The sequence below is a fragment of the Actinokineospora baliensis genome (assembly GCF_016907695.1).
Lineage (GTDB): Bacteria > Actinomycetota > Actinomycetes > Mycobacteriales > Pseudonocardiaceae > Actinokineospora > Actinokineospora baliensis.
This window is the reverse complement of sequence record NZ_JAFBCK010000001.1, coordinates 908413-934371: the sequence shown is the minus strand read 5'-3', so window position 1 is coordinate 934371 and position 25959 is coordinate 908413. Positions and strand designations below refer to the sequence as shown.

General features: G+C 70.2%; 22 protein-coding genes. 15 read left to right on the top strand and 7 right to left on the bottom strand.

The genetic code is table 11. From position 1 onward, the window contains the following. Positions 1-105: 105 nt before the first annotated feature. The 11 genes from JOD54_RS04120 (at position 106) to JOD54_RS04070 (ending at position 15643) form a co-directional block, all read left to right on the top strand. Positions 106-1176, top strand: a complete 1071-nt coding sequence (locus JOD54_RS04120) for a Gfo/Idh/MocA family protein (RefSeq protein ID WP_204449247.1) — start codon at positions 106-108, stop codon at positions 1174-1176. Next, a complete protein-coding gene (locus JOD54_RS04115; RefSeq protein ID WP_204449246.1) occupies positions 1173-2165 on the top strand; it encodes an NAD-dependent epimerase/dehydratase family protein in 993 nt (330 codons plus the stop codon). Before JOD54_RS04120 ends, JOD54_RS04115 begins: the two co-directional genes overlap by 4 nt. After that, the gene (locus tag JOD54_RS04110) at positions 2165-3292 is read left to right on the top strand and encodes a DegT/DnrJ/EryC1/StrS family aminotransferase (protein WP_239573276.1); all 1128 of its coding nucleotides are present in this window, start codon (positions 2165-2167) and stop codon (positions 3290-3292) included. The genes JOD54_RS04115 and JOD54_RS04110 overlap by 1 nt, the downstream gene beginning before the upstream one ends. Then, a complete protein-coding gene (locus JOD54_RS04105; RefSeq protein ID WP_204449245.1) occupies positions 3289-5364 on the top strand; it encodes a glycosyltransferase in 2076 nt (691 codons plus the stop codon). The genes JOD54_RS04110 and JOD54_RS04105 overlap by 4 nt, the downstream gene beginning before the upstream one ends. A 2-nt stretch (positions 5365-5366) precedes the next feature. Further along, a complete protein-coding gene (asnB, locus tag JOD54_RS04100) occupies positions 5367-7220 on the top strand; it encodes an asparagine synthase (glutamine-hydrolyzing) (RefSeq protein WP_275592642.1) in 1854 nt (617 codons plus the stop codon). Beyond that, a complete protein-coding gene (locus JOD54_RS04095; RefSeq protein ID WP_204449243.1) occupies positions 7217-7858 on the top strand; it encodes an acetyltransferase in 642 nt (213 codons plus the stop codon). Before asnB ends, JOD54_RS04095 begins: the two co-directional genes overlap by 4 nt. 13 nt (positions 7859-7871) lie before the next feature. Further along, positions 7872-8978: a DegT/DnrJ/EryC1/StrS family aminotransferase gene (locus JOD54_RS04090; protein ID WP_204449242.1), complete on the top strand. Its 1107-nt coding sequence runs from the start codon at positions 7872-7874 to the stop codon at positions 8976-8978. 5 nt (positions 8979-8983) lie between these two features. Next, positions 8984-9541: an acyltransferase gene (locus tag JOD54_RS04085; protein ID WP_307859831.1), complete on the top strand. Its 558-nt coding sequence runs from the start codon at positions 8984-8986 to the stop codon at positions 9539-9541. A gap of 406 nt (positions 9542-9947) precedes the next feature. Beyond that, positions 9948-13994: a DUF4082 domain-containing protein gene (locus JOD54_RS04080; RefSeq protein WP_204449240.1), complete on the top strand. Its 4047-nt coding sequence runs from the start codon at positions 9948-9950 to the stop codon at positions 13992-13994. Positions 13995-14030: 36 nt separating this feature from the next. Beyond that, positions 14031-15056 (top strand): glycosyltransferase family 2 protein, encoded by a 1026-nt coding sequence (locus tag JOD54_RS04075; RefSeq protein ID WP_307859830.1) that lies wholly within the window; start codon positions 14031-14033, stop codon positions 15054-15056. A 221-nt stretch (positions 15057-15277) separates the two neighbouring features. After that, on the top strand, positions 15278-15643 hold the full coding sequence (locus tag JOD54_RS04070; protein ID WP_204449238.1) for a hypothetical protein: 366 nt from the start codon (positions 15278-15280) through the stop codon (positions 15641-15643). On the opposite strand, the gene JOD54_RS04065 is transcribed toward JOD54_RS04070, so the two are convergent. Genes JOD54_RS04065 through JOD54_RS04055 form a run of 3 tightly spaced genes read right to left on the bottom strand, consistent with a single transcriptional unit; the run spans position 15580 to position 16919 of the window. Beyond that, on the bottom strand, positions 15580-15864 hold the full coding sequence (locus tag JOD54_RS04065; RefSeq protein ID WP_204449237.1) for a DUF397 domain-containing protein: 285 nt from the start codon (positions 15862-15864) through the stop codon (positions 15580-15582). The two genes, JOD54_RS04070 and JOD54_RS04065, sit on opposite strands and share 64 nt — an antisense overlap. A gap of 9 nt (positions 15865-15873) precedes the next feature. Then, positions 15874-16062: a DUF397 domain-containing protein gene (locus JOD54_RS04060; protein ID WP_204449236.1), complete on the bottom strand. Its 189-nt coding sequence runs from the start codon at positions 16060-16062 to the stop codon at positions 15874-15876. After that, positions 16059-16919 (bottom strand): helix-turn-helix domain-containing protein, encoded by an 861-nt coding sequence (locus tag JOD54_RS04055; RefSeq protein ID WP_204449235.1) that lies wholly within the window; start codon positions 16917-16919, stop codon positions 16059-16061. Before JOD54_RS04055 ends, JOD54_RS04060 begins: the two co-directional genes overlap by 4 nt. Positions 16920-17072: 153 nt before the next feature. Here JOD54_RS04055 and JOD54_RS04050 point away from each other — a divergent pair, with 153 nt between their 5' ends. The 4 genes from JOD54_RS04050 to JOD54_RS04035 all read left to right on the top strand — a co-directional run bounded on the left by JOD54_RS04050 (position 17073) and on the right by JOD54_RS04035 (position 21120). Beyond that, complete coding sequence (locus JOD54_RS04050; protein WP_204449234.1) at positions 17073-17309, top strand: hypothetical protein; 237 nt, start codon at positions 17073-17075, stop codon at positions 17307-17309. Positions 17310-17373: 64 nt separating this feature from the next. Then, complete coding sequence (locus JOD54_RS04045; protein ID WP_204449233.1) at positions 17374-17865, top strand: SigE family RNA polymerase sigma factor; 492 nt, start codon at positions 17374-17376, stop codon at positions 17863-17865. An 11-nt stretch (positions 17866-17876) separates the two neighbouring features. Continuing rightward, positions 17877-18716, top strand: a complete 840-nt coding sequence (locus JOD54_RS04040) for a hypothetical protein (RefSeq protein ID WP_204449232.1) — start codon at positions 17877-17879, stop codon at positions 18714-18716. 166 nt (positions 18717-18882) lie between these two features. Next, positions 18883-21120, top strand: coding sequence for an effector-associated constant component EACC1 (locus tag JOD54_RS04035; protein ID WP_204449231.1), 2238 nt, complete (start codon positions 18883-18885; stop codon positions 21118-21120). Here the strand turns inward: JOD54_RS04035 and JOD54_RS04030 are convergent. The 4 genes from JOD54_RS04030 to JOD54_RS04015 are packed head-to-tail and all read right to left on the bottom strand — an operon-like array spanning position 21117 to position 25889. Beyond that, a complete protein-coding gene (locus JOD54_RS04030; RefSeq protein ID WP_204449230.1) occupies positions 21117-21938 on the bottom strand; it encodes a glycosyltransferase family 2 protein in 822 nt (273 codons plus the stop codon). The two genes, JOD54_RS04035 and JOD54_RS04030, sit on opposite strands and share 4 nt — an antisense overlap. Beyond that, entirely contained in the window at positions 21935-23452 is a 1518-nt protein-coding gene (locus JOD54_RS04025) for an oligosaccharide flippase family protein (RefSeq protein WP_204449229.1), read from the bottom strand. The genes JOD54_RS04030 and JOD54_RS04025 overlap by 4 nt, the downstream gene beginning before the upstream one ends. Further along, the gene (locus tag JOD54_RS04020; RefSeq protein ID WP_307859829.1) at positions 23449-24909 is read right to left on the bottom strand and encodes an O-antigen ligase family protein; all 1461 of its coding nucleotides are present in this window, start codon (positions 24907-24909) and stop codon (positions 23449-23451) included. Before JOD54_RS04020 ends, JOD54_RS04025 begins: the two co-directional genes overlap by 4 nt. Further along, a complete protein-coding gene (locus tag JOD54_RS04015) occupies positions 24906-25889 on the bottom strand; it encodes a GumC domain-containing protein (RefSeq protein ID WP_204449228.1) in 984 nt (327 codons plus the stop codon). The genes JOD54_RS04020 and JOD54_RS04015 overlap by 4 nt, the downstream gene beginning before the upstream one ends. Positions 25890-25959 lie beyond the last annotated feature (70 nt).

Genomic DNA, 25959 nt, shown 5'->3' with positions numbered 1-25959 from the left:
GGGGCGATAGTCGAGAAACACCCGTTCGGCGCAGGGGCCGGACCGGGTGGTGATCAGCTCTGAGCTGGCCACCGCAGCACATCAGCACTGTTAAGGGGATTCAGCGTGGGAACCATCGGGCTAGCCGTCATCGGCGCTGGTTACTGGGGGCCGAACCTGGTGCGCAACGCGCAGGCCACCCCCGGCCTGCGGCTGCAGTACCTGTGCGACCTCGACGCCGACCGGGCGCGCAAGGTCCTCGGCGAGTACTCCACCGTCGCGGTGTCCGACTCGCTCGACGAGGTGCTGGCCGACCCCGCGGTGGACGCGGTCGCCATCGCCACCCCGGCCGCCACGCACCTGCCGGTGGCGATGAAGGCGCTCGAGGCTGGCAAGCACGTCCTGGTCGAGAAGCCGCTCGCGGCCACCTACGACGAGGGCCGCCTGCTGGTGGAGGCCGCCGACAAGCGCGGTCTGACCCTCATGCTCGACCACACCTACTGCTACACCCCGGTCGTCGAGCACCTGCGCGGCCTGGTCCGCGGCGGCGGCATCGGCTCGGTGCAGTACCTGGACTCGGTGCGCATCAACCTGGGCCTGGTGCAGCCGGACGTCGACGTGCTGTGGGACCTGGCCCCGCACGACCTGTCGATCTTCCTGTCGATCCTGCCCGACGGCGTGCAGCCGATCGCGGTGGCCGCGCACGGGTCGGACCCGATCGGTGCGGGCCGCGCGTGCGTCGCGCACCTGACCATCGAGCTGACCGGCGGGGCCATGGCCCACGTGCACGTGAACTGGTTGTCGCCGACCAAGGTCCGCACGATGATCATCGGCGGCTCGTCGCGCACCGTGGTGTGGGACGACCTGAACCCGGCGCAGCGGCTGGCCATCTACGACCGCGGCGTCGACCGCAAGGACGCCACCGAGGTCGGCGCGCAGACCCGCGCGCAGACGATGGTGTCCTACCGCACCGGCGACATGGTCGCCCCCGCGCTGCCGGAGAAGGAGGCGCTGCGCGCGGTGATGGCCGAGTTCCGCGACTCCATCACCGACAGCCGCCCGCCGCTGACCGACGGCCGCTCCGGCCTGCGCGTGCTCTCGATCCTGGAGGCCGCGTCCGCGAGCCTCGCCAAGGGCGGGGTCTTCCTGCCCATCCGCTCGACCGACAACGCCAGCACAGAGGGAGTCAACGCATGAGCGCGCAGCCGATCGAGGGCCAGCGCATCCTGGTCACCGGCGGGGCGGGCACCATCGGGTCTTCGGTGGTCGACCAGCTGATCGCCGCCGGTGCCGCCCAGGTGACCGTGCTGGACAACTTCGTGCGCGGCCGCCGGGAGAACCTGGCCGACGCCGCCGCGGCTGGCGGTGACCGGCTCAAGGTCGTCGACGGCGACATCAACGACCGCAAGGTGGTCGGCGAGCTGACCAAGGGCACCGACCTGGTGTTCCACCTGGCCGCCATCCGCATCACCCAGTGCGCCGAGGAGCCCCGGCTGGCGCTGGAGAGCCTGGTCGACGGCACCTTCACCATCATCGAGGCGGCCGCGGCCGAGGGCGTGAAGAAGGTCATCGCGTCCAGCTCGGCGTCGATCTACGGGCTGGCCGAGTCGTTCCCGACCGACGAGCGGCACCACCCGTACAACAACGACACCTTCTACGGCGCCGCGAAGGCGTTCAACGAGGGCATGCTGCGCAGCTTCAAGGCCATGCAGGACCTGGACTATGTCGCGCTGCGTTACTTCAACGTATACGGTCCGCGTATGGACGTGCACGGCCTCTACACCGAGGTCCTCATCCGCTGGATGGAGCGCATCGTCGAGGGCAAGCCGCCGCTGATCTTCGGTGACGGCGCGCAGACGATGGACTTCGTGCACGTGCACGACATCGCCAGGGCCAACCTGCTGGCCGCCCGCGCCGACGTCACCGACACGGTGTACAACATCGCCAGCTCCTCGGAGACCAGCCTGCTCGGCCTGGCCGAGGCGCTGCTCGGCGCGATGGACTCCGAGCTCGGCGTCGAGCACGGCCCCGAGCGCAAGGTCAACGGCGTGACCCGGCGGCTGGCCGACATCAGCGCCGCGGAGCGCGAGCTCGGCTGGCGCCCGGAGATCAAGCTGGACGACGGCCTGCGCGGGCTCGTGCAGTGGTGGCGCGCCGAGAAGACCCTTTCCGGGGGCGCTGCCTGATGGCCATCCCCGTGATGAAGCCGCTGCTCGGCGAGGAGGAGGCGCTCGCCGTCGCGGAGACCGTCCGCTCCGGCTGGGTGGCCCAGGGTCCTCGGGTGGCCGCCTTCGAGAAGGCGTTCGCCGAGCGGGTCGGCGCCGCGCACGGCATCGCGGTGTCCAACTGCACGACCGGCCTGCACCTGTGCCTGCACCTGCTCGGTGTCGGCCCCGGTGACGAGGTCGTGGTGCCGTCGCTGTCGTTCATCGCCACCGCCAACGCGGTGCGCTACTGCGGCGCGACCCCGGTGTTCGCCGACATCGACCCGCTGACCGGCAACCTGACCGCCGAGACGGTGGCCGCGGCCATCACCCCGGCGACCAAGGCGGTCATGGTGGTGCACCAGGGCGGTGTCCCCGCCGACGTCAAGGCGATCCGCGCGGTCGCCGGTGACGTGCCGGTGGTCGAGGACGCCGCGTGCGCCGCCGGGTCCACCCTCGACGGTGCCCCGGTCGGTACCGGCGCGCTGCTGGCCGCCTGGTCGTTCCACCCGCGCAAGCTGCTCACCACCGGTGAGGGCGGCATGGTCACCACCGACGACGCCGAGTGGGCCACCCGGCTGCGCAGGCTGCGCGAGCACGGCATGAGCATGTCGGCCGCCGACCGGCACGCCGCTGGCGGCGCGGTCGTCGAGTCCTATGTGGAGACCGCGTTCAACTACCGGATGACCGACATCCAGGCCGCCATGGGCCTGGTGCAGCTCAACCGGCTGGACGGCATCGTGGACCAGCGCCGGGCGCTGGCCGCCCGCTACCACGAGCTGCTCACCCCGCTCGGCCTGCGCGCGGTGACCGACCCGGCCAACGGCACGACCAACTACCAGTCGTTCTGGGTGGCGCTGCCCGATGGCGCCCCCGGCCTGCTCGACGTGCTCGGCAAGCTCGCCGCGGCAGGCGTGTCCGCGCGCCGGGGCATCATGGCCGCGCACATGGAGCCCGCCTACGAGGGCCACCCGCACGCGCCGCTGCCCGGCACCGAGGAGCTGGCGACCCGGTCGCTGATCCTGCCGCTGCACCACGAGATCACCGACGCCGACCAGAAGCACATCGTCGGCGCCCTCGCCGACGCCCTGGGCCTGGTGGCGTCATGACCACCCGCCCGGTCGCGATCGTCATCGTCACCTACAACAGTGCCGAGGTCATCGCGGACTGCCTGCGCGCTCTGCCCGCCGCCCTCGAGGGCGCTGGGGAGTCGCGGGTGATCGTGGTCGACAACGCCTCGCACGACGGCACCGCCGACGTGGTCGCGTTGACCGACTCCGAGGTCAAGGTCGTGCACCGGACCGGCAACGACGGTTTCGCCGCGGGCGTCAACACCGGGTTCGCCCACGCCGACGGCTGCGACGTGCTGGTCCTCAACGCCGACATCCGGTTGGCGCCCGGCGCGGTCAAGGCCATGCGCGCCGCGGTGAAGCCGGGCGTCGGCGTGGTCGCGCCGAAGCTCACCGAGCCCGACGGCAGCATCCAGCACTCGCTGCGGCGCACCCCGACCGTCCTGCGGACCCTGGGTGAAGCCGTGCTCGGCGGCCGCAGGGCGGGCAGGTTCGGCCCGCTCGGCGAGACCGTCACCAAGCCCGCCGCTTACGAGCGCGCGGGCTTCGTCGACTGGGCGACCGGTGCGGCCTGGTTGGTCACCCGCGAGTGCATCGAGGCCATCGGTCCGATCGAGGAGCGCTACCTGCTCTACTCGGAGGAGACCGAGTTCATGCTCCGCGCGGGCGCCAAGGGCTTCAAGACCTACTACGAGCCCGCCGCGCAGGCCGTGCACCTCGGCGGCGAGTCCGGCACCTCGCCGCGGCTGTGGTCGCTGGTGGTCACCAACAAGGTCCGGTTGCACCGCGAGCGCCACGGCAAGGTGGCCGCCGCGGGCATGTGGGCCGCGACGATGGTCAACAGCCTGCCCCGGGCCGCGCGCGGTTCGGCCACGCACAAGGCCGCGGTCAAGGCGCTGCTGACCCAGCGCGCCTGGCCCGCGCCTCTGTCCACTCCGGCCGCGCCCCCGAAAGACGCCCCGCCGTACGTCTGCTTCTCCGCGCAGGACTGGTGGTACCACAACCAGGCGCACTCGGACTTCCAGCTGATGCGCCGGGTCGCCGAGCACCGCAAGGTCCTGCTGGTCAACAGCATCGGCCTGCGCATGCCGACCCCGGGCAAGAGCACCCAGTTCCTGCGCCGCATCCTGCGCAAGGCGGGCAGCGTCGCCAAGCTGGTCCGCCGCCCGCTGCCGGACGTGCCCGGCTACTACGTGATGACCCCGTTGCCGCTGCCCTTCTACGGCAGCGAGCGGGTGCGCGCGCTGGGCGCCAAGCTGGTCCGCGCGCAGGTGCGGGCCGTGTGCGCGGTGCTGCGGATGCCCAACCCGATCGTGGTGGCCACCATCCCGACCGCGTGGGACGTGGTGCAGGGCATGCCGCACCGCAAGCTGGTGTTCAACCGCTCCGACCGGCACTCGGCGTTCCCCGAGGCCGACCAGGGCACCATCGCCGCGCTGGAGGACAAGCTGCTCAGCGGCAGCGACCACGTCCTCTACGTCAGCCGCCAGCTCCAGGGCGAGGAGTCCGCGCTCACCCAGGACCGGGCGCACTTCCTCGACCACGGCGTCGACCTGCAGCACTTCCGCCGCCGCGCGCAGCTGCCCGAGGACCTGGCGAAGATCCCCGGCCCCCGGATCGGCTTCTTCGGCAGCCTCGACGACTACCTGGTCGACTTCGACCTGCTCGAGCGGGTCGCCAAGGAGTTCCCCGAGGCGTCCCTGGTGCTGATCGGCGACGCGACCCTGTCGATGGAGCGGTTCGAGAAGTACCCGAACGTGCACTGGCTCGACTTCCGGCCCTACGCGGAGATCCCGGGCTACGGCACCGGCTTCGACGTGGCGCTCATGCCGTGGCTGGACAACGACTGGATCAAGCACGCGAACCCGATCAAGATGAAGGAGTACCTGGCGCTGGGCCTCGCTGTGGTCAGCACCGACTTCCCCGAGGTGCACCAGTACCCGGAGCTGATCAGGATCGCCAAGGGCCACGACGCGTTCATCGACGCGATCAGGCAGACTCTGCAGGACGGCGGCCTGTCCACAGTGGAGGGCCGCAGAGAAGCTGTGCTGCCCGCATCGTGGGACTCGCGGGCGCGCCAGCTGGTCGACCTGGCCGAAGGGCAGCGATAGCGATGTGCGGAATCGCCGGAGTGCGCAGGCTGGACGGGGCGCCGGTGGACCCGGCCGTGCTGGTCGAGATGGCCAGACGACTGCACCACCGCGGCCCGGACGACGCGGGGACCTGGATCGGGGGGTCCACCGGCTTCGCGCACACCCGGCTGTCCATCATCGACCTCGGTGCCTCGGTCCAGCCGATGGCCACCCAGGACGGCCGCAAGGTGATCGCCTTCAACGGCGAGATCCTCAACTACCGGCAGCTGCGCGACCAGCTGGACTACCCGTTCCGCACCAGCGGCGACACCGAGACCCTGCTGGCGCTCTACGACAAGCACGGCGTCGAGAGCGTCACCAAGCTGCGCGGCCAGTTCGCCTACGCGCTCAACGACGACGAGACCGGTGAGCTGCACCTGGTGCGCGACCGGCTCGGCATCCTGCCGCTGTACTACTACGTCGACAACGAGGTCTTCGCGTTCGCCTCGGAGATCAAGGCGCTGCTGCCCGCGATCCCCGACCGCCGCGTCGACGTGGCGAGCCTGCACGACTACCTGGCGCACCGCTCGGTGCCCGCCCCGTACACGCTGGTCGAGGGCGTCCGGAAGGTCCCGCAGGGCCACCGGTTGACCCTGGGCCGCGACGGGCAGGTCCGGCTGCGCGCCTACTGGCAGATCCCGGCCGACGCCGCGCACCGCGACGTCTCCCCGGAGGAGGCCGTCCGCCTGGTGGCCGACGCCCTCGACGCCTCCATCGCCGACGCCCTGGTGGCCGACGTGCCGGTCGGGGCGTACCTGTCCGGCGGCATCGACTCCAGCCTCATCTCGGCGCTGACCGCCAGGGCGAAGCAGGGCGAGGGCCTGCACACCTTCTCCGCCGGGTTCGGCGACCCCCGGGTCGACGAGCTGAACTGGGCGCGCAAGGTGGCGGGCATCGTCGGCAGCGAGCACCACGAGGTGATCGTCACCGCCGAGGACTTCAAGGCGAACTGGCACAAGCTCAGCTGGCACCGGGACGCGCCGCTGTCCGAGCCCGCCGACGTGGCCGTGTTCAAGCTGGCCGAGCTGGCCCGCCAGCAGGTGAAGGTGGTGCTCTCCGGCGAGGGCAGCGACGAGCTCTTCGGCGGGTACCCCAAGTACCGCTTCGCCCAGGCCACCCGCTGGGCCGGCCTGATCCCCGCGCCGCTGCGCGGTCGGATCCTGCCCCGGCTGGAGCGGGCGCTGCCCGCGTCCCGGTCGCGGCTGGGTGTCGCCGTGCGGGCGATGGGCGAGGGCAGCTCCGCCGAGCGCATGCGCGGCTGGTTCGCCCCGTTCACCGAGCGCGAGCGCGACGGCCTGCTCGGCGGTCCCGCGGTGCGCAGCGCCATCGGCCCGTACCAGCGCGGCCGTGGCGACGCGCTGAGCCGGATGCTCTACGCCGACGCGCACGCCTGGCTGGCCGACAACCTGCTGGAGCGCGGCGACCGGATGTCCATGGCCGCCTCGCTGGAGCTGCGCCCGCCGTTCCTCGACCACCGCCTGGTCGAGCTGGCCTTCTCGCTGCCCAGCTCGGTCAAGGTCCGCAACGGCGTGACCAAGTGGGTCGTCAAGGAGGTGGCCCGCACGCACCTGCCCAACGACGTGGTCGACCGGGCCAAGTCCGGGTTCAAGGTGCCGCTGGACGCCTGGTTCCGCGACGGCCTGCGCGAGATGGCCAACGACCTGCTGACCGGCCCCTCGTCGTTCGTCGCCGAGGTGCTCGACCCGGCCGCGGTGCGCAAGCTGCTCGCCGAGCACCACGCCGGTACCCGCAACGAGCAGCCCCGGCTGTGGACGCTGCTGTCGCTGGAGGTCTGGCACCGCGAGTTCGCGAAGTCGCTGCGGGTGGGGGCATGACCCAGCCGCTGCTGCTCGTCGGCGCGGGTGGGTTGGCCAGGGAGGTTCTGGCCGCGGCGCGCGCGCTGCCCAGCGAGTTCAAGACCATCGGCATGCTCGACGACAACCCGGCCCAGCACGGTTCCGATGTGGACGGTGTGCCGGTGCTCGGGCCCTCGGACCTGGTGCACGAGCACACCGACGCGCTCGTGCTGGTCTGCGTCGCCTCCCCCGGCAAGCCCGCCGGGCGGGCGAACGTGGTCCGCAGGCTGGACCTGCCCGCCGAGCGGTACGCCACGCTCGTGCACCCCGCCGCCTCGGTCGCCCCCGGCGTCGAGCTCGGCGAGGGGACCGTGCTGCTGGCCGGGACCGTGATCACCGCGCCGCAACGGGTCGGCGCGCACGTGCTGGCCATGCCGCACGTGCTGTTCACCCACGACGACTCGGTCGCCGACTTCGTCACCTGCGCCGGGCGGGCCACGCTCGCGGGCGCGGTGACCGTCGCCGAGTCGGCCTACCTGGGGGCGGGTTCGCTCGTCCGCCAGGGCATCCGCATCGGGGCCCGCGCCGTGCTCGGCATGGGCGCCGTGGTGCTGTCCGACGTGCCGGACGACCAAACCTGGGTCGGGGTACCGGCCAAGCCGCTCAACAAGTCCTGAGGAGAGCCCACCCATGACCGGCCCCATTCCCCTGGTCGACCTGGCCGCCCAGCACGCCGCCGTGGCGGACGAGGTGGCGGAAGGCTGGGCCGCCGTCCTGGCCAAGACCGCGTTCGTCGGCGGCCCGCAGGTCACCGCGTTCGAGGCCGAGTACGCCGCGTTCGCGGGCGTCGAGCACTGCGTGGGCCTCGGCAACGGCACCGACGCGCTGGAGCTGGCCCTGCGCGCGCTCTCGATCGGCGCGGGCGACGAGTGCATCGTGCCTGCCAACACCTTCATCGCCACCGCGGAGGCCGTCGCCCGCACCGGCGCGACCCCGGTCCTGGTCGACTGCGACCTCGACACCGCGCTGATCGACGTCGACGCCGCCGCGGCCGCGGTGACCACCCGCACCCGCGCGGTCCTGCCGGTCGACCTCTACGGCCAGGTCGCCCCGATCGACAAGCTGCGCTCGGTGCTGCCGACCAACGTCGCCATCGTCGAGGACGCCGCCCAGTCGCAGGGCGCCACCCGGGGCGGGCAGACCGCCGGCTCCTTCGGTGACATCGCGGCCACCAGCTTCTACCCGGGCAAGAACCTGGGCGCCTACGGCGACGCGGGCGCGGTCACCACCTCGCGCGCCGACCTGGCCGAGCGGGTCCGCCTGCTCGGCGCGCACGGTTCGCCGCGCAAGTACGAGCACCCGGTGCTGGGCTTCAACTCCCGGCTCGACACGCTGCAGGCCGTGGTGCTCTCGGCCAAGCTGCGCCGCCTCGCCGACTGGAACGCCGCGCGCCGGGTCGCCGCCGACCGCTACACCGCGTTGCTGTCCGAACTGGACGCCGTGACCACCCCGGTCGTGGCCGAGGGCAACGTGCCGGTCTGGCACCTGTACGTGATCCGGGTCGCCAACCGCGACGCCGTGCTGGGCAAGCTGCACGCCGAGGGCATCGGCGCGGGCATCCACTACCCCACCCCGGTCCACCTCACCGGCGCGTTCGCCGACCTGGGCCTGGGCGCGGGCGCGTTCCCCAACAGCGAGCTGCTCGGCGGCGAGATCCTGTCCCTGCCGCTGTTCCCGGAGATCACCGAGGCCCAGCAGCAGCGGGTCGTGTCGGTGCTCGCCGAAGCCGTGCGGTGACCGGCGTGTTCGTCCACGAGCGTGGACTGTGCGAGAGCACCGAGGTCGGCGACGGCACCCGGGTGTGGGCCTTCGCGCACGTGCTGCCCGGGGCCAGGGTCGGCCGCGACTGCAACATCTGCGACGGGGCGTTCGTGGAGACCGGCGCGGTGCTCGGCGACCGGGTGACGGTCAAGAACGGCACGCTGGTCTTCGGCGGGGTCACCTGCGAGGACGAGGTCTTCCTCGGCCCCAACGTGCTGTTCACCAACGACTTCCGCCCCCGCGCGCACATCAAGAAGGGCCCTGAGGCGCTGGTCGACACCCTGGTGCGGCACAACGCGACCCTGGGCGCGGGCACCGTGGTGGTCTGCGGGATCGAGATCGGCGCCTTCGCTTTCGCGGGCGCGGGCTCCGTGGTGACCAAGGACGTCGAGCCGCACGCGTTCATGGTGGGCAACCCCGCGGTGCGCAAAGGCTGGGTTTGCGAATGCGCAGCCCGGCTCGATGACGATCTGCATTGCGCCGAGTGCGGACTCGACTTCGTCACGGCAGGGGAGGGCAAAGGGCTGACCCGAGCCTGAGTTTTCACGTTTGACCCAATGGCCGCCGATGTTGATCGGCGGCCATTCGGGTTTCCCGGGGTTGTTGCCCAGCGCCCGGCTGTGCGCCGATCAGGTGATTACCGGTCGGGCGCCGCCGGTTGGTGATCGACCGCACAGCGCACCGAACTTGGTCAAGTGATCCCCATTGGACACTGGGAGTCCGCTGGGAGCGGGCTGTGTTCACCCAATGCCACCGATCCACTCGGGACGGTGAGTGTCCGGCTCCCCCGGGTGGATTGCCCATCGTTACACCTGTTGGGGGTAACGGGGCCAACGTATGTAACGATGTGCAGGGAAATAGGAACCGCTCTGCCCGTCAGGCGTCACCTATTCGGTGCCAACTTCAGATTTCCCTTATCAACGGTTACTCACCGTGGAGGCTCGGATGGACCGTGCGATGTTCGCCGCACGCGCTCGGGGGCGGACGGGGCGCGGCCTGCGCGCTGTCCTAGCAGCTTCAGTCGTCATTGTCGGACTCCCCGTGCTCGTCGCGTCACCGGCAGCCGCCGGTCCGTGCGACGCACCGGTCAACCCCATCGTCTGCGAGAACTCGAAGCCGGGAACCCCGCGCGCCGACTGGTTCATCGAGAGCCACTACGGCGACATCGAGGGCTACGCCACCGCGCCGAGCATCCAGCCGGGCGAGCGGCTCGACTTCAAGATCAAGACGCCCAGCACGAACTACCAGGTCGACATCGTGCGCCTGGGGTACTACGGCGGTACCGGTGGTCGCCTGCAGCAGACGCTGGCCCCGACCGCGCAGCTCCCGCAGAACCAGCCCGCCTGCCTCTACCAGTCGACCACCGGCATGGTCGACTGCGGCAACTGGGCCGTGTCGACGTCCTGGTACGTGCCCACCACGGCCGTGCCCGGCTTCTACGTCGCCAACTTCATCCGCAACGACGGCGCTGGCGCAGGCCAGTACCCGTTCGTCGTGCGCAACGACTCCTCGACCTCCGACATCGTCGTGCAGACCTCCGACCAGACGTGGCAGGCCTACAACAAGTACGGCGACAAGGAGGGGATCAACGAGTACAACCTGTACGAGGGCGGCTTCTCCGGTTCGCCGGACGGTCGTGCGTTCAAGGTGAGCTACAACCGCCCCTACCGCAACGCGGGCACCTCGAACTACCTCAACGCCGAGTACCCGATGATCAGGTTCCTCGAGCGCAACGGCTACGACGTCAGCTACCTCACCGGCGTCGACATCACGCGCAACCCGAACCTGCTCAAGAACCACAAGGTCTACATCTCCTCGGGCCACGACGAGTACGTCAACGCGACCCAGCGCGCGGGCATCGAGGCGGCCAAGGCCGCTGGCGTGAACCTGTTCTTCTCCACCGGCAACACCATGTTCTGGAAGACCCGGTTCGAGAACTCGATCGACTCGTCGAACACCGCGCTGCGCACGATGGTCTGCTACAAGGAGACCAAGGCTCCCGGCGGCGCGAAGATCGACCCGAGCCCGCAGTGGACCGGCACCTGGCGCGACCCGCGCCAGTCGCCGCCCAGTGACGCCGGTCGCCCGGAGAACGAGCTCATCGGCACCCTGTTCAACGTCAACGGCTACCGCGCCGACTCGATCGAGGTCCCGGCCTCCTACGGCCGCAACCGCTTCTGGCGCGGCACCTCGATCGCCTCGGCGACGACCACCACCGTGCTGCCGCAGGGCACCCTCGGCTACGAGTGGGACGGCGACCCGGACAACGGCTACCGGCCCGCAGGCCTGGTCCCGCTGTCGGACACCACGGTCACCGTCGACAACGGCCAGTTGCTGCTCGACTACGGGCACATCTACGGCGGCGGCCCCGCCAACCACAAGATGACCCTCTACCGGGACCAGGTCAGCAAGGCCCTGGTGTTCTCCGCGGCCACCGTGCAGTGGTCGTGGGGCCTCGACGCCGACCACACCTTCCCGGCTGGCGCGCCGCCCACGGCGCCGGTCAGCCTGCCGATGCAGCAGGCCACGGTCAACCTGCTCGCCGACATGGGCGCCCAGCCCAAGACGCTGATGGCTGGCCTGGCCCTGGCGACCAAGTCGACCGACACCGTCGGCCCGACCGTCACCATCACCTCGCTCACCGAGGGTTCCACCGTCCCGGCGGGCACCCCGAAGACCATCTCCGGCACCGCGGTCGACTCCGGCGGCGGCAAGGTCGGCGTGGTCGAGGTCTCCGTCGACGGCGGCGCCACGTATCACCGCGCCACCGGTCTGGACAACTGGACCTACGCCTGGACCCCGAGCAACCTCGGCGCCGCGGTGATCAAGGTCCGCGCCTCCGACGACGGTGCCACCCTCGGCTCCACGGTCACCCGCAACGTGACCGTCGGCGCCCAGCAGTGCCCGTGCACCATCTTCGGCACGCAGACCCCGGCCACCGTCGACGGCGGCGACGCCGCGGCCATCGAGGTCGGCACCAAGTTCACGACCTCGGTCAACGCCACGGTCACCGGTGTCCGCTTCTACAAGGCGACCACCAACACCGGCACCCACACCGGCACCCTGTGGACCTCCGCGGGCCAGCCGCTGGCCACGGGCACGTTCACCGGTGAGTCCGCCTCCGGCTGGCAGACCCTGACCTTCGCCAACCCGCAGCAGATCCGCTCCGGGCAGACCTACGTCGTGTCCTACAGCGCGCCCAACGGCCACTACTCGGTCGACCCGGGCTTCTTCAACACCAAGGGCGCGGGCATCGTCCCGCTGACGGCGCCCGCCACCGGCAACACCCCCGGCGGCAACGGCGTCTTCAAGTACGGCTCCGGCTTCCCGAACAGCTCGTACAACGGCGGCAACTACTGGGTCGACGTGGTCATCACGACCGACGCGGCGGACAACACCCCGCCCGTGGTCAGCTCCACCTCGCCGACCTCGGGTGCCACCGGCGCCTACCGCGACGGCAGCGTCTCGGCGACCTTCAACGAGGCCGTCGACCCGAGCAGCGTGCAGTTCACCGTCCAGGCCAACGGCAACCCGGTCCCGGGCACCGTCAGCGTGGACGACAAGAAGGTCACCTTCAGCCCGACCGACCTGCTGCCCGCCAGCACGGTGCACAACGTGACGCTCAACGCCACCGACGGCTACGGCAACGCGCTCGCCGCGGTCAAGACGTGGAGCTTCACCACCGGCACCACGCTTCAGCCGTGCCCGTGCAACCTGTTCGGGTCGCGGACCCCGGCGGTTGCCGACGCGGGTGACGCCAGCGACGTCGAGCTCGGCGTGAAGTTCACCGTGGGTGCCAGCGCCAAGGTCACCGGCGTCCGGTTCTACAAGAACTTCAACAACACCGGCACGCACACCGGCTCGGTCTGGACGACCAGCGGCCAGCGCCTGGCCACCGGCACGTTCACCAACGAGACCGCGACCGGCTGGCAGACGCTGACCTTCGCCGAACCGGTGCAGATCCAGGCCGGGCAGACCTACATCGCCTCGTACCGGGCGCCAAGCGGGCACTACTCGGTCGACTCCGGCTACTTCGCGGCGCAGGGCGCGGGACGCGGTGTGCTCACCGCCCCCAGCTCCCCGGCCTCGGGCGGCAACGGCGTGTACGTCTACGGCGGTGGATTCCCGCACAGCACCTTCAACGCCAACAACTACTGGGTCGACCCGGTCGTGGACACCTTCGGCGCGGACAACACCCCGCCGTCGGTCAGCTCGACCACCCCGACCTCGGGTGCCACCTCGGTGTCCACCGGAACCGGTGTCACGGCGAACTTCTCGGAGCCGATCAACCCGGCCACCCTGCAGTTCTCGGTGACCCGCAACGGTTCGGCCGTCCCCGGTGTCACGCAGATCGCCGCGGACAACCGCAGCGTCACCTTCGCCAGCACCGACGTGCTGACCGGCAACACGCAGTACACGGTCAGCGTCCAGGCCACCGACGCGTGGGGCAACCAGATGGCGGCCCCGTACACCTGGTCGTTCACCACCGGAGCGGCGGGCCAGTGCCCGTGCAGCCTGTTCCGGCCGACCGACGCCCCGGCCAACACCGCGGTGGACTCGACGGTGGAGCTGGGTATGCGGATCACGCCGAGCCAGAACGGCTACATCCGCGGTGTCCGGTTCTACAAGCCCGCTGGTGACCCGGGTACGCACACCGGCACCCTGTGGACGAACGCGGGCGCGCAGTTGGCCACCGGCACGTTCACCGGTGAGACCAGCAGCGGCTGGCAGACCCTGTTGTTCAGCACCCCGGTCCAGGTGACGGCGGGTACCACGTACGTGGTCTCCTACTGGGGTTCGGCTGGCAACTACGGCTACACCACGCAGTACTTCACCACCGACCGGACGAACGGGCCGCTCACCGGGCCCGCGAGCACGGAGGCGGCGCCCAACGGCGTCTACCGTTACGGCAGTGGAGGCCTGTTCCCCAACGGCTCCGGTAACGGAACCAACTACTGGGTCGACGCAGTGTTCGCGACTACTCCGTCCTAGTACGAGGGGGCTAGCCAAGTGGCCAGCGTTGATGTGGTGATTCCGTGCTACAAGTACGGGAAGGTCCTGCCGACCGCCGTGAACAGCGTGCTCGACCAGCCGGGCGTCGACGTCCGGGTGCTCGTGATCGACGACTGCTCCGGTGACGGCAGTGCCGATGTGGCCCGCTCGCTGTCCGCCGCGGACAGCCGGGTGACTGTTCTGGAGCACGAGCAGAACAAGGGTCACATCGCCACCTACAACGAGGGCCTGATGGACTGGGCGAGCGCGGACTACTGCGCTCTCCTGTCCGCAGACGATGCCCTGACCCCGGGTGCGCTCCAGCGGGCCACGCGCCTGCTGGACGCGCACCCGGAGGTCGGCTTCGTCTACGGCCGCCCCCTGCACTGGGACGGCAGCACACCGCTGCCGCCCGCCCGCACCGAAGACCAGGGCTGGACCGTCTACAACGGACTCTCCTGGTTGCGCCGCAGGTTCGCCCTCGGCGAGGGGTGCATTACGTCGCCGGAGGTCGTGGTCAGGACCTCGTTGCAGCGCCGCCTGGGCGCGTACAACCCGGAACTGCGCCACACCGGCGACATCGAGATGTGGATGCGCTTCGCCCTGCACGCCGATGTGGGGTACCTGAAGGGCGTGGACCAGGCGTACTACCGGGTCCACGGCCAGAACATGTCAGCCGCGTACTACGCCTCGGTCGTCAACGACCTACGCCAGCGGCTGGCCGCGTACACGGCGATCACCGAACGCTCGGACAACCAACTCCCGGACCGCCTGGACATGGACCGCCAGGTCCGCCGGGTCCTGGCCCGAGATGCCCTCCGCCGGGCAGGGCGGGCCTTCGACAAGGGCCGCAGCGAGATCGACCCGGTCGAGGAGCTCGTCGACTTCGCCCGCGAGGCGTTTGGGGAGGTTGAGGGGTTGCCCGAGTGGCACACCCTGCAGCTGCGCAAGCGCCTAGGAGCCCGCCGGGCCCGCGCCCTGTCGCCGTTGGTGCTGACCGCCCCGGCGCGTCGGATCCGCCAGCACGCCCGAGTGCTGAAGTGGCAGCGCGAGGGCATTTAGTCGGATTTTGCAGCCCCCGAATCCAGCCTAGTGGTGGGGGGCGACAAGGTGGGGGGCTCGACGGTGGGGGCTGTGGACAACCGTCCCGTTAGGACTGGGACGCGTCCGTTGGTCGGCGAAGTTGTCCACACCCCATTCCTCGCCCACCCCGCCCCGCGCCCCCACCCCGGTAGGCTTGATTCGGGGGCAGCTCACGCCGGTTCGATCTTGGCCCACTGACCGTGCGCCTGCTCCTCAGATACGCAGCGGCCGCGATCCTGCTGGTAGCACCCCTCGTCGGCTTCTGGTTCGGCACCAAGCTCATCCTCAAAGACCCCACCTGGGTCCCGCGCGCGGGCTACCTGCACGTCCTCGAGTGCACCCCCGACGGCAAGACGTGGTCCTGCACCGTGCGCTCCCCCAACAGCCCGTTCCCGGGCGCCGCCCTGACCACCGACCTCAGCCTGGTGGCCCTGCTCCTCGCCCTGGCCCTGACCCTGGTGATCTACGGCGCCTCGCTCATCAGACCGAGAAAGGCAGGCCGTCAGCTGAAGGACGCCACCAGAGCGGCCAGCCCCTCGACAGGCAGCAGCACAACGGGCCCGTGAGGATTCTTGGAATCCCGCACCGCCACCCGCCCAGCGGCGACGGCAACCTCGACACACTGGCCGTTGGCGCTGCTGGCCGAAGACTTCCGCCACGCATGGGCCACCTCGACACACTCGCCGTTGCCGCCGCTGTAGGAGCTCTTGCGCCAGATGTGGGCGACTTCCACGCACTCGCCGTTGGCGCTGCTGGCGGAGGACTTCCGCCAGATGAGGTTGTGCATGAGGGCCTCCTAGTCGGAGAGGGAGGCCACCAACGCTGCCAGGCTGTGGGCGGGCACGACGACCGCCGGACCGGTGGAGTTCTTGGAGTCGCGCAGGGCAGCCAAGTCGCCCCCGAAGGCAACTTCAACACACTGGCCGTTGCCGCCGCTGGCGGAGCTCTTCCGCCATTCAGCTGCCGAGAAGCCGTGGTCGTTCATGCGTTCCTCCTGGTCAGTTCGGCGACAAGCGCCAATGAATCGGTTGGCCCCAGGGCAAGGGCCCGCAGGTTGTCGAAGAAGTAGCTGAATCGGTGGACATCCTCATCGCTCTCCAGGAAGAGATCGCCACCCATGGTCTCGATGTAGATCAGGTCTGTGTCCATCGGATCGGGGAAGTCCAGCAGCACGAACGAACCCGGCATGCCTGGGTGCGCCCCGATCGAGTAGGGGAGCACCTGCAAGGTGACGTGTGGCAGGACGGCCACCTCCGCAAGGTGCTTGCACTGGGCAGCCATCACCTCCGGGCTGCCGACCACGCGGTGGAGAGCCGCTTCATCGATGATCGCCCAGAAGTTCAGCGGCTTGTCCCCGGTGAGCCGTGTCTGGCGGGCAATCCGCGCTCGGACACGGGTCTCGTGATCCTCCGGGCTGTGCTGAGGAAGCACGCCCCGAACAACTCCGCGCGCGTAGTCCTCGGTCTGCAACATGCCGGGAATGAACAGTGACTCGTAGTTGCGCGTGGATCGCGCTTCGGCTTCGAAGCTGATGTAGGCCGTGTACTCGTCCGGCAGCTCCGAGTAGAACGGCTGGTGCCAGCCCTGCTTGGAGGCGTCCTTCGACAGAGCCACCAGTTGTGCCCGCAGGTCCGCGTCCACCTCGTACAGGCTCAGCATCGCCGCCAGCGTCCGTCCCTGCGGTCGGGCCTTGGCCGACTCGATCCGGTACAGGGTCACGCTGTTGATCCCGGTCCGCTCCGACACCTCCTCGCGGGTCATCCCGGCTTCGCCGCGCAGTCGCCGGAGTTCGGCGGCCAGGCGGCGGAGTCGGACCGTGGGGGTCGTCTTGCGCTGTGCCACGGGGTCCAATCTTTCCGCACTCCTCCCTCACCCAGCAAACGCACTCCTCAACTATGCAGGGTTGCGTTACCAGTATCGCTGATGCATGCTTGTGTCTACACCCCGCGTCGTCACCCTTTGTAGGCGGGGCATCCACCAACCCAGGAGCTGCCCGTGGACATCACGAAGACCGCGAAGTTCGCCTTCACCGGCGCGTACTCGATGGACTACGTCGTGAGGAACCCGCACGACATCGAGCTCACATTCGGCAAGCCGGGGGAGACGCCCACCCTCTCCGTTCGGGTCGACGACATCTCCCGGGTCGCGATGATGGCCGTCAACGCCACCAGCGATGTGCACGTCCTGCTCAACCTCCCGCCGGACCAGGACGTCCAGGACATCGAGAACTAGGTGCAACCATCCCGGCGGGTGCTGGCGTGAGTACTGGCGTAGCTACAGCTGGCCAGGGGGTTCGATGAGCGATCGAGATCGCGACTTCGCCGACTACTTCGCGGCGCGGTCGACGAGCATGCGCGGCACGGCGTACCTGTTGTGCGGCGACTGGCACCGGGCGGAGGACCTGGTGCAGACGGCGTTCGTCAAGCTCTACCGGGTCTGGGACAGGGTCGCCGAGCGGGGCAAGCTCGACGGCTACACCAGGCAGATCCTGGTCAGGACGTTTCTCGACGAGACCCGCCGCGGGTTCTTCAAACGGGAAACGGTGACGGAGGACCCGGGCGACCACGCCTCCCCGCACCACGGGAGCGTGGAAGACCGGATGGTCCTGTTGCGGGCACTGGCCAGAGTGCCCGCCCGGCAACGTGCCGCACTGGTCCTGCGGTACTGGGAAGACCTCTCGCTGGAGGAGACCGCGCGGGTCATGGGCTGCTCGGAGGGCACGGTCAAGAGCCAAGCCGCCCGGGGCCTGGACAACCTGCGCGGCCTCGTCCCCACCCTGACCCGCTGAAGAAGGACCACATGGACGAGCACTCCTTGCGCACCGCGCTCACCGACGTCATGCACTCGACCCCGACGCCGCCCGCGATGGACGGTGACCGGGTGCTGCTGGCCGCGCGCCACTCCAAGCGGGCGCACCGGGCCAGGGTGGCCGGTGTCGGGTCGGCCGTCGCCGTGGTCATCGTCGCGGCGGGTGCCTTCACCCTCCCGGTCCTCGGCGGCGGCGTGGCCGACTCCGTCGCCGTCGGCACCGCCCCGACGGGCACCTCGACGAACACCTCGGTGACCAGGCCGACCGGTACCCGTCAGCCGACCGACACCAAGCCGGTCTTGCCGCCCGGGCAGACCGACCGCACCCAGACCAGCGGCCCCGAGGCCGACCGCGGCCAGCAGTTGCTCAAGCAGCTGCTCACCGCGATCCCCAAGGGCTACACCGCGCCGGAGAAGGTCAGCGGCTCCGGTGGCATCCCGGCGCAGGACCACCAGGCCCAGGTGGCCGACAACGAGGCCAAGGTGTGGGAGTACATGGCCTCCGTCGCGGTCGGCAAGGGCGGCAACTTGGGGCGGTTGACCGCGGCGTCCCTCCACTTCGGACAGGGCGCGTACGGCTGCGGAGTCCGCGTGCAGGACGACTCGCGGGCCAAGGAGTGCACGACCGTGGAGGTCGACGGCAAGCGCGTCACCGTTTACACCGCGGACAGCGGCAACACCCAGTGGGCCACCTACCTGCACCCCGACGGCATCGTCGTGACCGTCACCCAGGAGCAGGCCTTCCCGGGGCTCAAGCCACTGACCGACTACCCGTTCACCCCCGAGCAGTTGGCCGCGCTGGCGATCGACCCCAGGTTCACCCTGCGCTGACCCGATTGCCCCAACCGGCCCCGCACCCACCCCGGGTGCGGGGCCGGTTGGTGTCGTGGCGTTGTAGCGCAGGTGAACGGGCCGCGAAACGCCGCTGCCGCTCGATTGGTCCATGCCATAGTGCGCGGGCGTGACCGGTGTCGCTGCGGCCTTTCTGGGGTGAAGCTTGGACGTCATCGAGTTCAGGTTCGAAGCGGGCGAAGGCGGTTCCCAGGACCTGCGGACACTGGCCCTGCACCTGACCGGGGACCTTCAGCTCCGCGCGCACGCCAGGGTGCTCGTCCAGAGCGAACCGGCGCGGCCGGGCGAGATGGGTGCGGCGGAGGTCGTGCTCGCCGCGGTGTCCGCCGGGGTCGGGCTGAGCCAACTGGCCGTCGCCGTCCGCGCGTGGCGGGACGACCTGAACCGGTCGACCACCGTCACACTCGTTGTGCCGGAAGAACACCGCGAGCGGGCCAAGGCGGTGACCGACGCGTTGCGCGGCTCGGCCAAGGAACAGGTCGACAAGCCGAACGGCCGGATCTCGGCGGCGAACTCCGCCTGCGTGCTGATCGGCGTGGACAGCTACCTCGACGGCGAGCTGCCGTCGCTGCGCGCGGTGTACAACAACATCGAGCAGCTGCACGAAGTCCTGACCGACGACGACGTCTGGGGCATCGAACCCGGCCGCATCCGCAAGGTGCACAACCCGCGTTCGGCCGCGGAACTCATCCGCCCGATCCGGGAGATGTCGGAGCTGGCCACCGACACGCTGATCGTCTACTACGCCGGTCACGGCCTCAAAGACCTCGAGGAGAACGAGCTCTACCTGGCGTTACCGGGTTCGGTGCCCGGTCAGCCGGAGACCTCGGTGCGCTACAAGGCGCTCAAGCAAGCGATTGCGCAGAGCCGCCACGCGCAGCGCGTGGTCGTCGTCCTCGACTGCTGCTACAGCGGTGTCGCGATGGACGGTGCGATGGCCCAGGCGGTCGAGGACATCCGGGCCGACGCGGGTGTCGACGACGTCCGCGGTTCGTACCTGATGTGCTCCGCGGCGCCCAACCGCAAGGCGCTCGCGCCGAGTCCCGACAAGTGCACGGTCTTCACCGGCGAATTGGTGGACGTCCTGCGCGAGGGCATCCCCGACACACCGGACCCGGTGCTCAGCCTCGGCGTCGTCTTCCGGGAGGTCCGGTCCAGGCTGCGCCGCGACCGGCGGCCGGAACCGCAGGAACAGGACCAGAACCAGGTCGGTGACCTGCCGTTCGTGCGCAACGTGGCCAAGAAGCCGAAGCCCGTCGAGGTCGCGGCACCCGCTGTCCCCAGGCGGAAGGGAAGGCGCGCGCTGGCGGTCACCGCAGTGGCCCTGGTGGCGTTCGGCGCCGGGTACGCCGTCCAGCCCACCATCGACTGGGTCCGCGCGCAGAACCCGGTACCCCCGGGCGGCCCGTGCTCGCCCAACGCCACCCTGCTCAGCTACTCGGACCAGCTCAACGGGACCGATGTCAGCGGCGAGCCGGTGACCGGGCTGTCGGCCTTGGCGATGACTGGGGACACCAAGGGGCTCGCGCTCGCGGACAACACGGGGCGGGTCTTCCCGCTGACCCTGGACAATCCCACGCAGCTCAACGTCTCCGCCGACGTCGGCGACACCCTGACCGACCAAGCGGACGACCCGATCCCCGGGCTCGACGGCGAAGGCCTGGTGATCGAGCCCAACGGTCGGACGATGCTGGTGAGCACGGAGCGGCCCACCGCGATCCGCCGCTTCGACATCGCCTCCGGCCGCGAGATCAAACCGGAGCTGCCCATACCCAAGACGCTGCAGGACCCGACCGCGGGTGACGCGCAGCACGGTCGCACCATCGAGGCCCTCGCTGCGACACCCGGGGGCGAGTACCTCTACGCGGGGTGGGAAGCGCCGCTCGGGGCCGACGGGGATGTCCAGGGGCGCAACCGGGTCCGCATCCAGCGCTACTCGGGTAGTCCGTACACGCCGGACCACCAGTACGCCTACGAGACCGACTCGGGCCTGTACCTGGTGGAACTCGTGGTCGTCGGCGTGGACCGGCTGCTCGCCCTCGAACGCCAGTACGTGGACGGCCTCGGCAACACCGTCCGCGTTTACGACGTCCAGCTCGGGGGTGCGCCGAACGTCTCCGACAAGCCCACGTTGGCCGATCTGCCCGCCGACACCTTCGTCCGCCGCACGCTGCTGTTCGACCTCGGCAACTGCCCGGCGGGCAGCCCCGGTCAGGTCGCCGCCAAACAGCGGCAACCCAACCCGTTGCTGGAGAACGTCGAAGGCATGGCGGTGCTGCCAGAGGGACCGGATGGCCGCCTGCTGTACCTGGTCTCCGACAACAACACCAGGGAGAAGCAGACCACCAGGGTGTACGCGTTGCGGATCACGCTCCCCGCTTAGGCAGGGGTCTCCGGCTTCCAGGCCGTGTAGTAGCTGTCCTCGTTGACCAGGTACCGAACCGTCGGCTCCGGCACGTGCTGCACCACGCGGGTGCGCGACATCCGGTGCACGAACTCCCAGTCCTCCTTGGGGAGCGTGGCCTTCACCCGCGGGATCCGGCTGAACAGCACGTCGTCCGCGCGGCGCAGCACGATCGAGTTCGAGTCCACGTACGGCGAGTCGTCGACCATCGTGCGGCGGTTGAACTCCTCGGACAGCACGTCGAGGACGGTCCCGTCGGCCTTGCGGCGCTCCACCGCCGAGTACACCAGGTCCGCGCCGCGGCCCAGCGCGGCGAGCGTCTTCTCCAGGTGGTCCTCGCGCCAGGTGTTGTCGTCGTCGAGGAAGGCCAGGTACTTCGAGGACGTCAGCCGGATGCCGACGTTGCGGACGAGCCCGAGCACCGCGGAGTTGCGCGACAGCGACACCGCGACCAGCCGGGGGTCCGACGGCAGCGTCGGCAGGCCAGCGCCGTCGTCGACGACGATCACGACCTGGTCCTCGACCGTCTGCGCCAACGCCGATTCCACCGCCAGCGGCAACAGCTTCGGCCGCTTGTAGGTCGGCATCACCGTCGCCACCAGGGTTTCCGGCCGGGAACCGACCACCGAGCGCAGCCTGGCGACGTTCTCGTCCTCGAACCGGCGCAGCGCGGGCACCCGCCGCCCCAGTTGCGCCTTCGTCTTGGCCTCGTGCATCGGCCACAGCCCGAACGTATCCCGCAGGGCGCGGCGGACCGTGGCGGAGACGCCGTTGCGGTCCTTGAGGGGGGCGGTCACGCCGCCACCCCCGAACGGCCGGGGAGCAGGTTGCGCATCGGGTACACCACCGGGAAGTAGACGACGGCGGCCACCAGACCGCCGATCAACAACTGGGCCAAGGAACCGGCGAAGACTTCCCGCACCAGCACCGCGGAGCCGACCACCAGCACCCCGCCGATCAGCGGGCGCGTGCAGGCCAGCACCGACGGGGTGATCCGGATCCCGCGCCGTGCCACCATCATGGCGAACGCGGGCAGCACGATCAGCACCGCCACCGCCGCTTGGGCGATCGCCGCGCCGCGGATGCCGTCGACCAGGGTGCCGATGACCAACGCCGGGATGACCGTGCCCAACCACAAGCCCTGCAGCCCGATCAGCACCCGGTTGCCGTCCAGCGCCACCATCAGGTCGTAGCCGATGAACAGCAGGATCCGCGCCAGGCCGAGGATCGCCAGGAACTGCAGCGCGACTGAGCCGGGCACCCACTTGGCGCCGTAGATCACGTTCAGCATCGGCGCCGCGTAGCAGGCCAGCAGCGCGCACACCGGCATCGCGGCGGCCATCATCAGCCCGACCCCGCGCGCCAGCGCCTGTTCCAGCTGCTTCTTGTCGTCGGCCATCCGGGAGAACCCGGCCAGCGACACCCGCCGCGCCGCCTCGGAGAAGATCTGCAGCGGCAGGCTCGACTGGTTGAACACCATCAGGTACAGCCCGAGCGCGGCCGCGTCCATGATCCCGCCGACCACCAGCTTGTCGACCTGGGTCACCGACAGCGTCAGCAGACTGGCCGCGGCCAGCGGCAGGCCGAACGCGATGAGGTCCTTGGCCACCACCGGGTTCCAGCCCGGGCGCACCCGCACCGGGCACAGCACCAGGTAGCAGGTCATCGACACCAGCGCGCCCGCCACCTGCCCGATCGAGAAGCTCATCGGACCGGCGCCGGAGGCACCCAGGGTGATGGTCAGCGTGGTGACCACGACGAATGACGCCGCGTCGCAGAAGAACCGGGTGCGCTGCAGGAACTCGCGGTTGAGGATGGTCGCGGGCACGATCGCGATGCCGTCGATCACCACCGCCAGGCAGAGCACGGTGACCACCGGCACGGCCTCGGGGTTGCCCATGAGCCCGCAGTACCAGGGCGCCAGCACGACCAGCAGCCCGTAGATGAGCAGCGAGTTGAGCACGGCGATGGTCATCGCGGTCGGCGCGAACTCGCGCACGTCGCGCTCCCAGCGCACCACGGCCAGGCTGACTCCGAGCTCGTTGAACGCCTGCAGCACGGTCAGTGCGGTCACCGCGATGGCGAACACGCCGTAGTCGGCGGTGGTGAGCAGCCGGGCCATGACGATGCCCGCCATGAAGATGCCCAGCCGCAGCACGACCGTGTTGAGCAGGCTCCACACCAAGCCCCTGCCGACCTTGCGGCCGACGCTGGGCTCCTCCATCGCGGGTTCGCTGTTGAGCGGTGGCGCGGCAGGCCCCAACTCGGTGGCCACCGCCCGTGCCGCGGGTGGGGGCTCGTCTGCGCTCACGCGGACACCTCAGGTCTCTTGTCTGGTCGTCGGGTGCGTTGGCGGTCCGGCTCGGCCTTCGCCGACGGTCCGTCCCGGTGTTGTCTTCGCTGCAACCGCCTCGGGCGTTGCGCCGGTGTGGGCAACAGCGGCGGGATCCCGCCCGGCTGCTCCTGCACGGTCCGCCACAGCGCGCCCGCGACCCCGATGAGCAGGAAGGTGTACCCGGTGGCGACGGCGAACCCGATCAGGTCGAAGGTCGCCGAGGAGATGCCGGGCACCGCGATGCAGGCCGCGAGCGTGACGCCCAGGTCCTTGATCCGCGGGTCCTTGCTGGCCAGCCTGGCGCGGAAGGCGCAGTACATCCCGGCCAGGTACAGGAAGATCAACAGGGTCAGGCCGATGACGCCGTTCTGCACCAGCGTGCCCAAGTACTGGTTGTCCAGCCAGCCGTACTTCTCCGGCAGGTAGGTCCCCAGCCCCCGGCCGAGCCACAGGTGCTCGGGGATCTCCTTGCCCGCCCGCTCCACCGCCCGGCGGCGGCTCTCCGCGCTCGGGTCGACGCTGATGCTGGTGAACAGGCTGAGCAGGGTGCCGACCAGGCCGGGGACCATCAACCGCATGGCCACCAGGAAGCCGAGCATCCCCCACAGGGCCTTGACCCGGCGCTTGGGCGCCATGGCCGGGATGATGAAGATCGCCGCGATAGCCAGGCCCAGGATCGCCGAGCGCGACAGCGACTGCATCGAGGCGACCGCCAGGATCGCCAGGCACAGCCACCACCGCTTCGTCTGACCGCCGTGGTCGACCCCGCGCAGCGCGTAGTGCAGGGCCAGCGGCACCGTCATCGCGCAGACCACGCCGAACTCGATCGGGTGGCCGGAGGTGCCAGCGGGCCTGCGGAAGTTCGACCGCTCCAGCACGTGCGAGAGCTCGCCGTTGGCCCGCAGGCCGGGCAGCATCAGGTACTGGGTCAGGTCGAGGGCGAACATGAACTGCAGCACGCCGACGAACGCCATGAAGGTCGCGCCGACGATCATGGTCTTGAGCAGCCGGTCGATCCTGGCCATGCCCCGCACGCCATCGGTGACGGCGATGCCGACCGCGACCACGGCCATCACCGTGATCAGGGTCCGGTCCGCGGCGGCGAGCTCGTCACCGGGCAGGTAGCCGTAGGTGGCGTAGCCGTAGGTGGCCAGCTGCGAGCAGGTGAAGATGAACAGCGCGGTCCGCGCGGCGTTGCGGCCCTTGGCCACCCCGAGCGTGGTGACCATCTGCGCCAGGAACCACACGACGCCCATGACCAGACCGATCGCCACCCCGGGGGTGAGCGACATGGGCAGGCCCTTGATGACCAGCGCCGCCGGGATGACCGTCATTGCCAGCGCGTAGACGCAGGCGAGCGTGGCGCCGTCGAACCTGGTCTTGCCGCCGGTCTTGGTGAAGTCAGGCAGCACCTGCGGGGCCGCCACGGTCACCCACGCGGTTCTTGCGGCGCCTGGGCGGGCTTGACGCGGACGGTCGGGGGCTCGCGGTACTCCTCGGGCGAGCGGTTGCCCTGGCCCTGACGGCGGTTGGCGGCGCTACCGGGCGCGGGCGCCGCGGGCAGCTGGCCGCTCTTGGCGCTCGGGGCGCTCGTGGTGGTGGCGGGCCTGCCGTTCGGCGTGCTCTTGTTCCCGGGCTCGACCTGAGCGGGCCGCATGAGCTGGGTGCGCTCGGCGGTGCCCTGGCCGAGGGTCTGCGGGGTGCGGGTCACGGGCGGCAACGCCTGCCGGGGGGCCTCGGGCTCACGACGGGCGGGCTGGCGGACTTCCTCTTCCTCGTCCAGCTCGTCGTAATCCTCGTCCTCGTCCGGGTTGTCCTTCTTGCGCTTGCGCTCCTTGTACGTCTCGAGGAAGTACACGGCCGCGAGGCTGGCGACCAGTCCGAGCACCAAGGCCACGGCGGCGCCGCGCAGCTTGCCGCCGCGCAGCGGTTCCGGCTTGGTCGGGGGGACGACGTCGTCGACACCGATGAACGTGGTCGGCGGGGCGTTGAGCGCCTGCTGTCGCTTCGCCAGCTCCTGCTTCACCCGGTCGAGCACCTTCACGGCCAGCTCGCGCGCACCCGGCTCGGACGCGCTCTCGGTCTTCACCGTGATGAACGGACCGCCGTCACCGCCGCCGGTGAGCACGAACTTGTGGTCGGCCGAGTCGCCGCCGAGGGACTTGACCACCTCGGGGGTGTTGATGCTCTGGATCACGATGGCGGCCGAGATGGTGAGGCTGGTGTCGAACGCGAGCAGCGGGTTGGTCTGCCCGGAGACCTTGTCGGTGATCTGGGTCGCGCCACCGGCCGGTGACGTCAGCACCATGGTGCCCACCGACTCGTAGTGCAGCGGCAACGCCACGTACGCCGCTCCGGCCGCGCCCACGGTGACCGCGAACACGGGGAGCGCGACGTACCACCGCTTCAACATCAGAAGCAGTGTTTTGAAGAAGTCCATCATCTGCGCCCCAACACACGACGTGACACCGAGCTACCGGTCC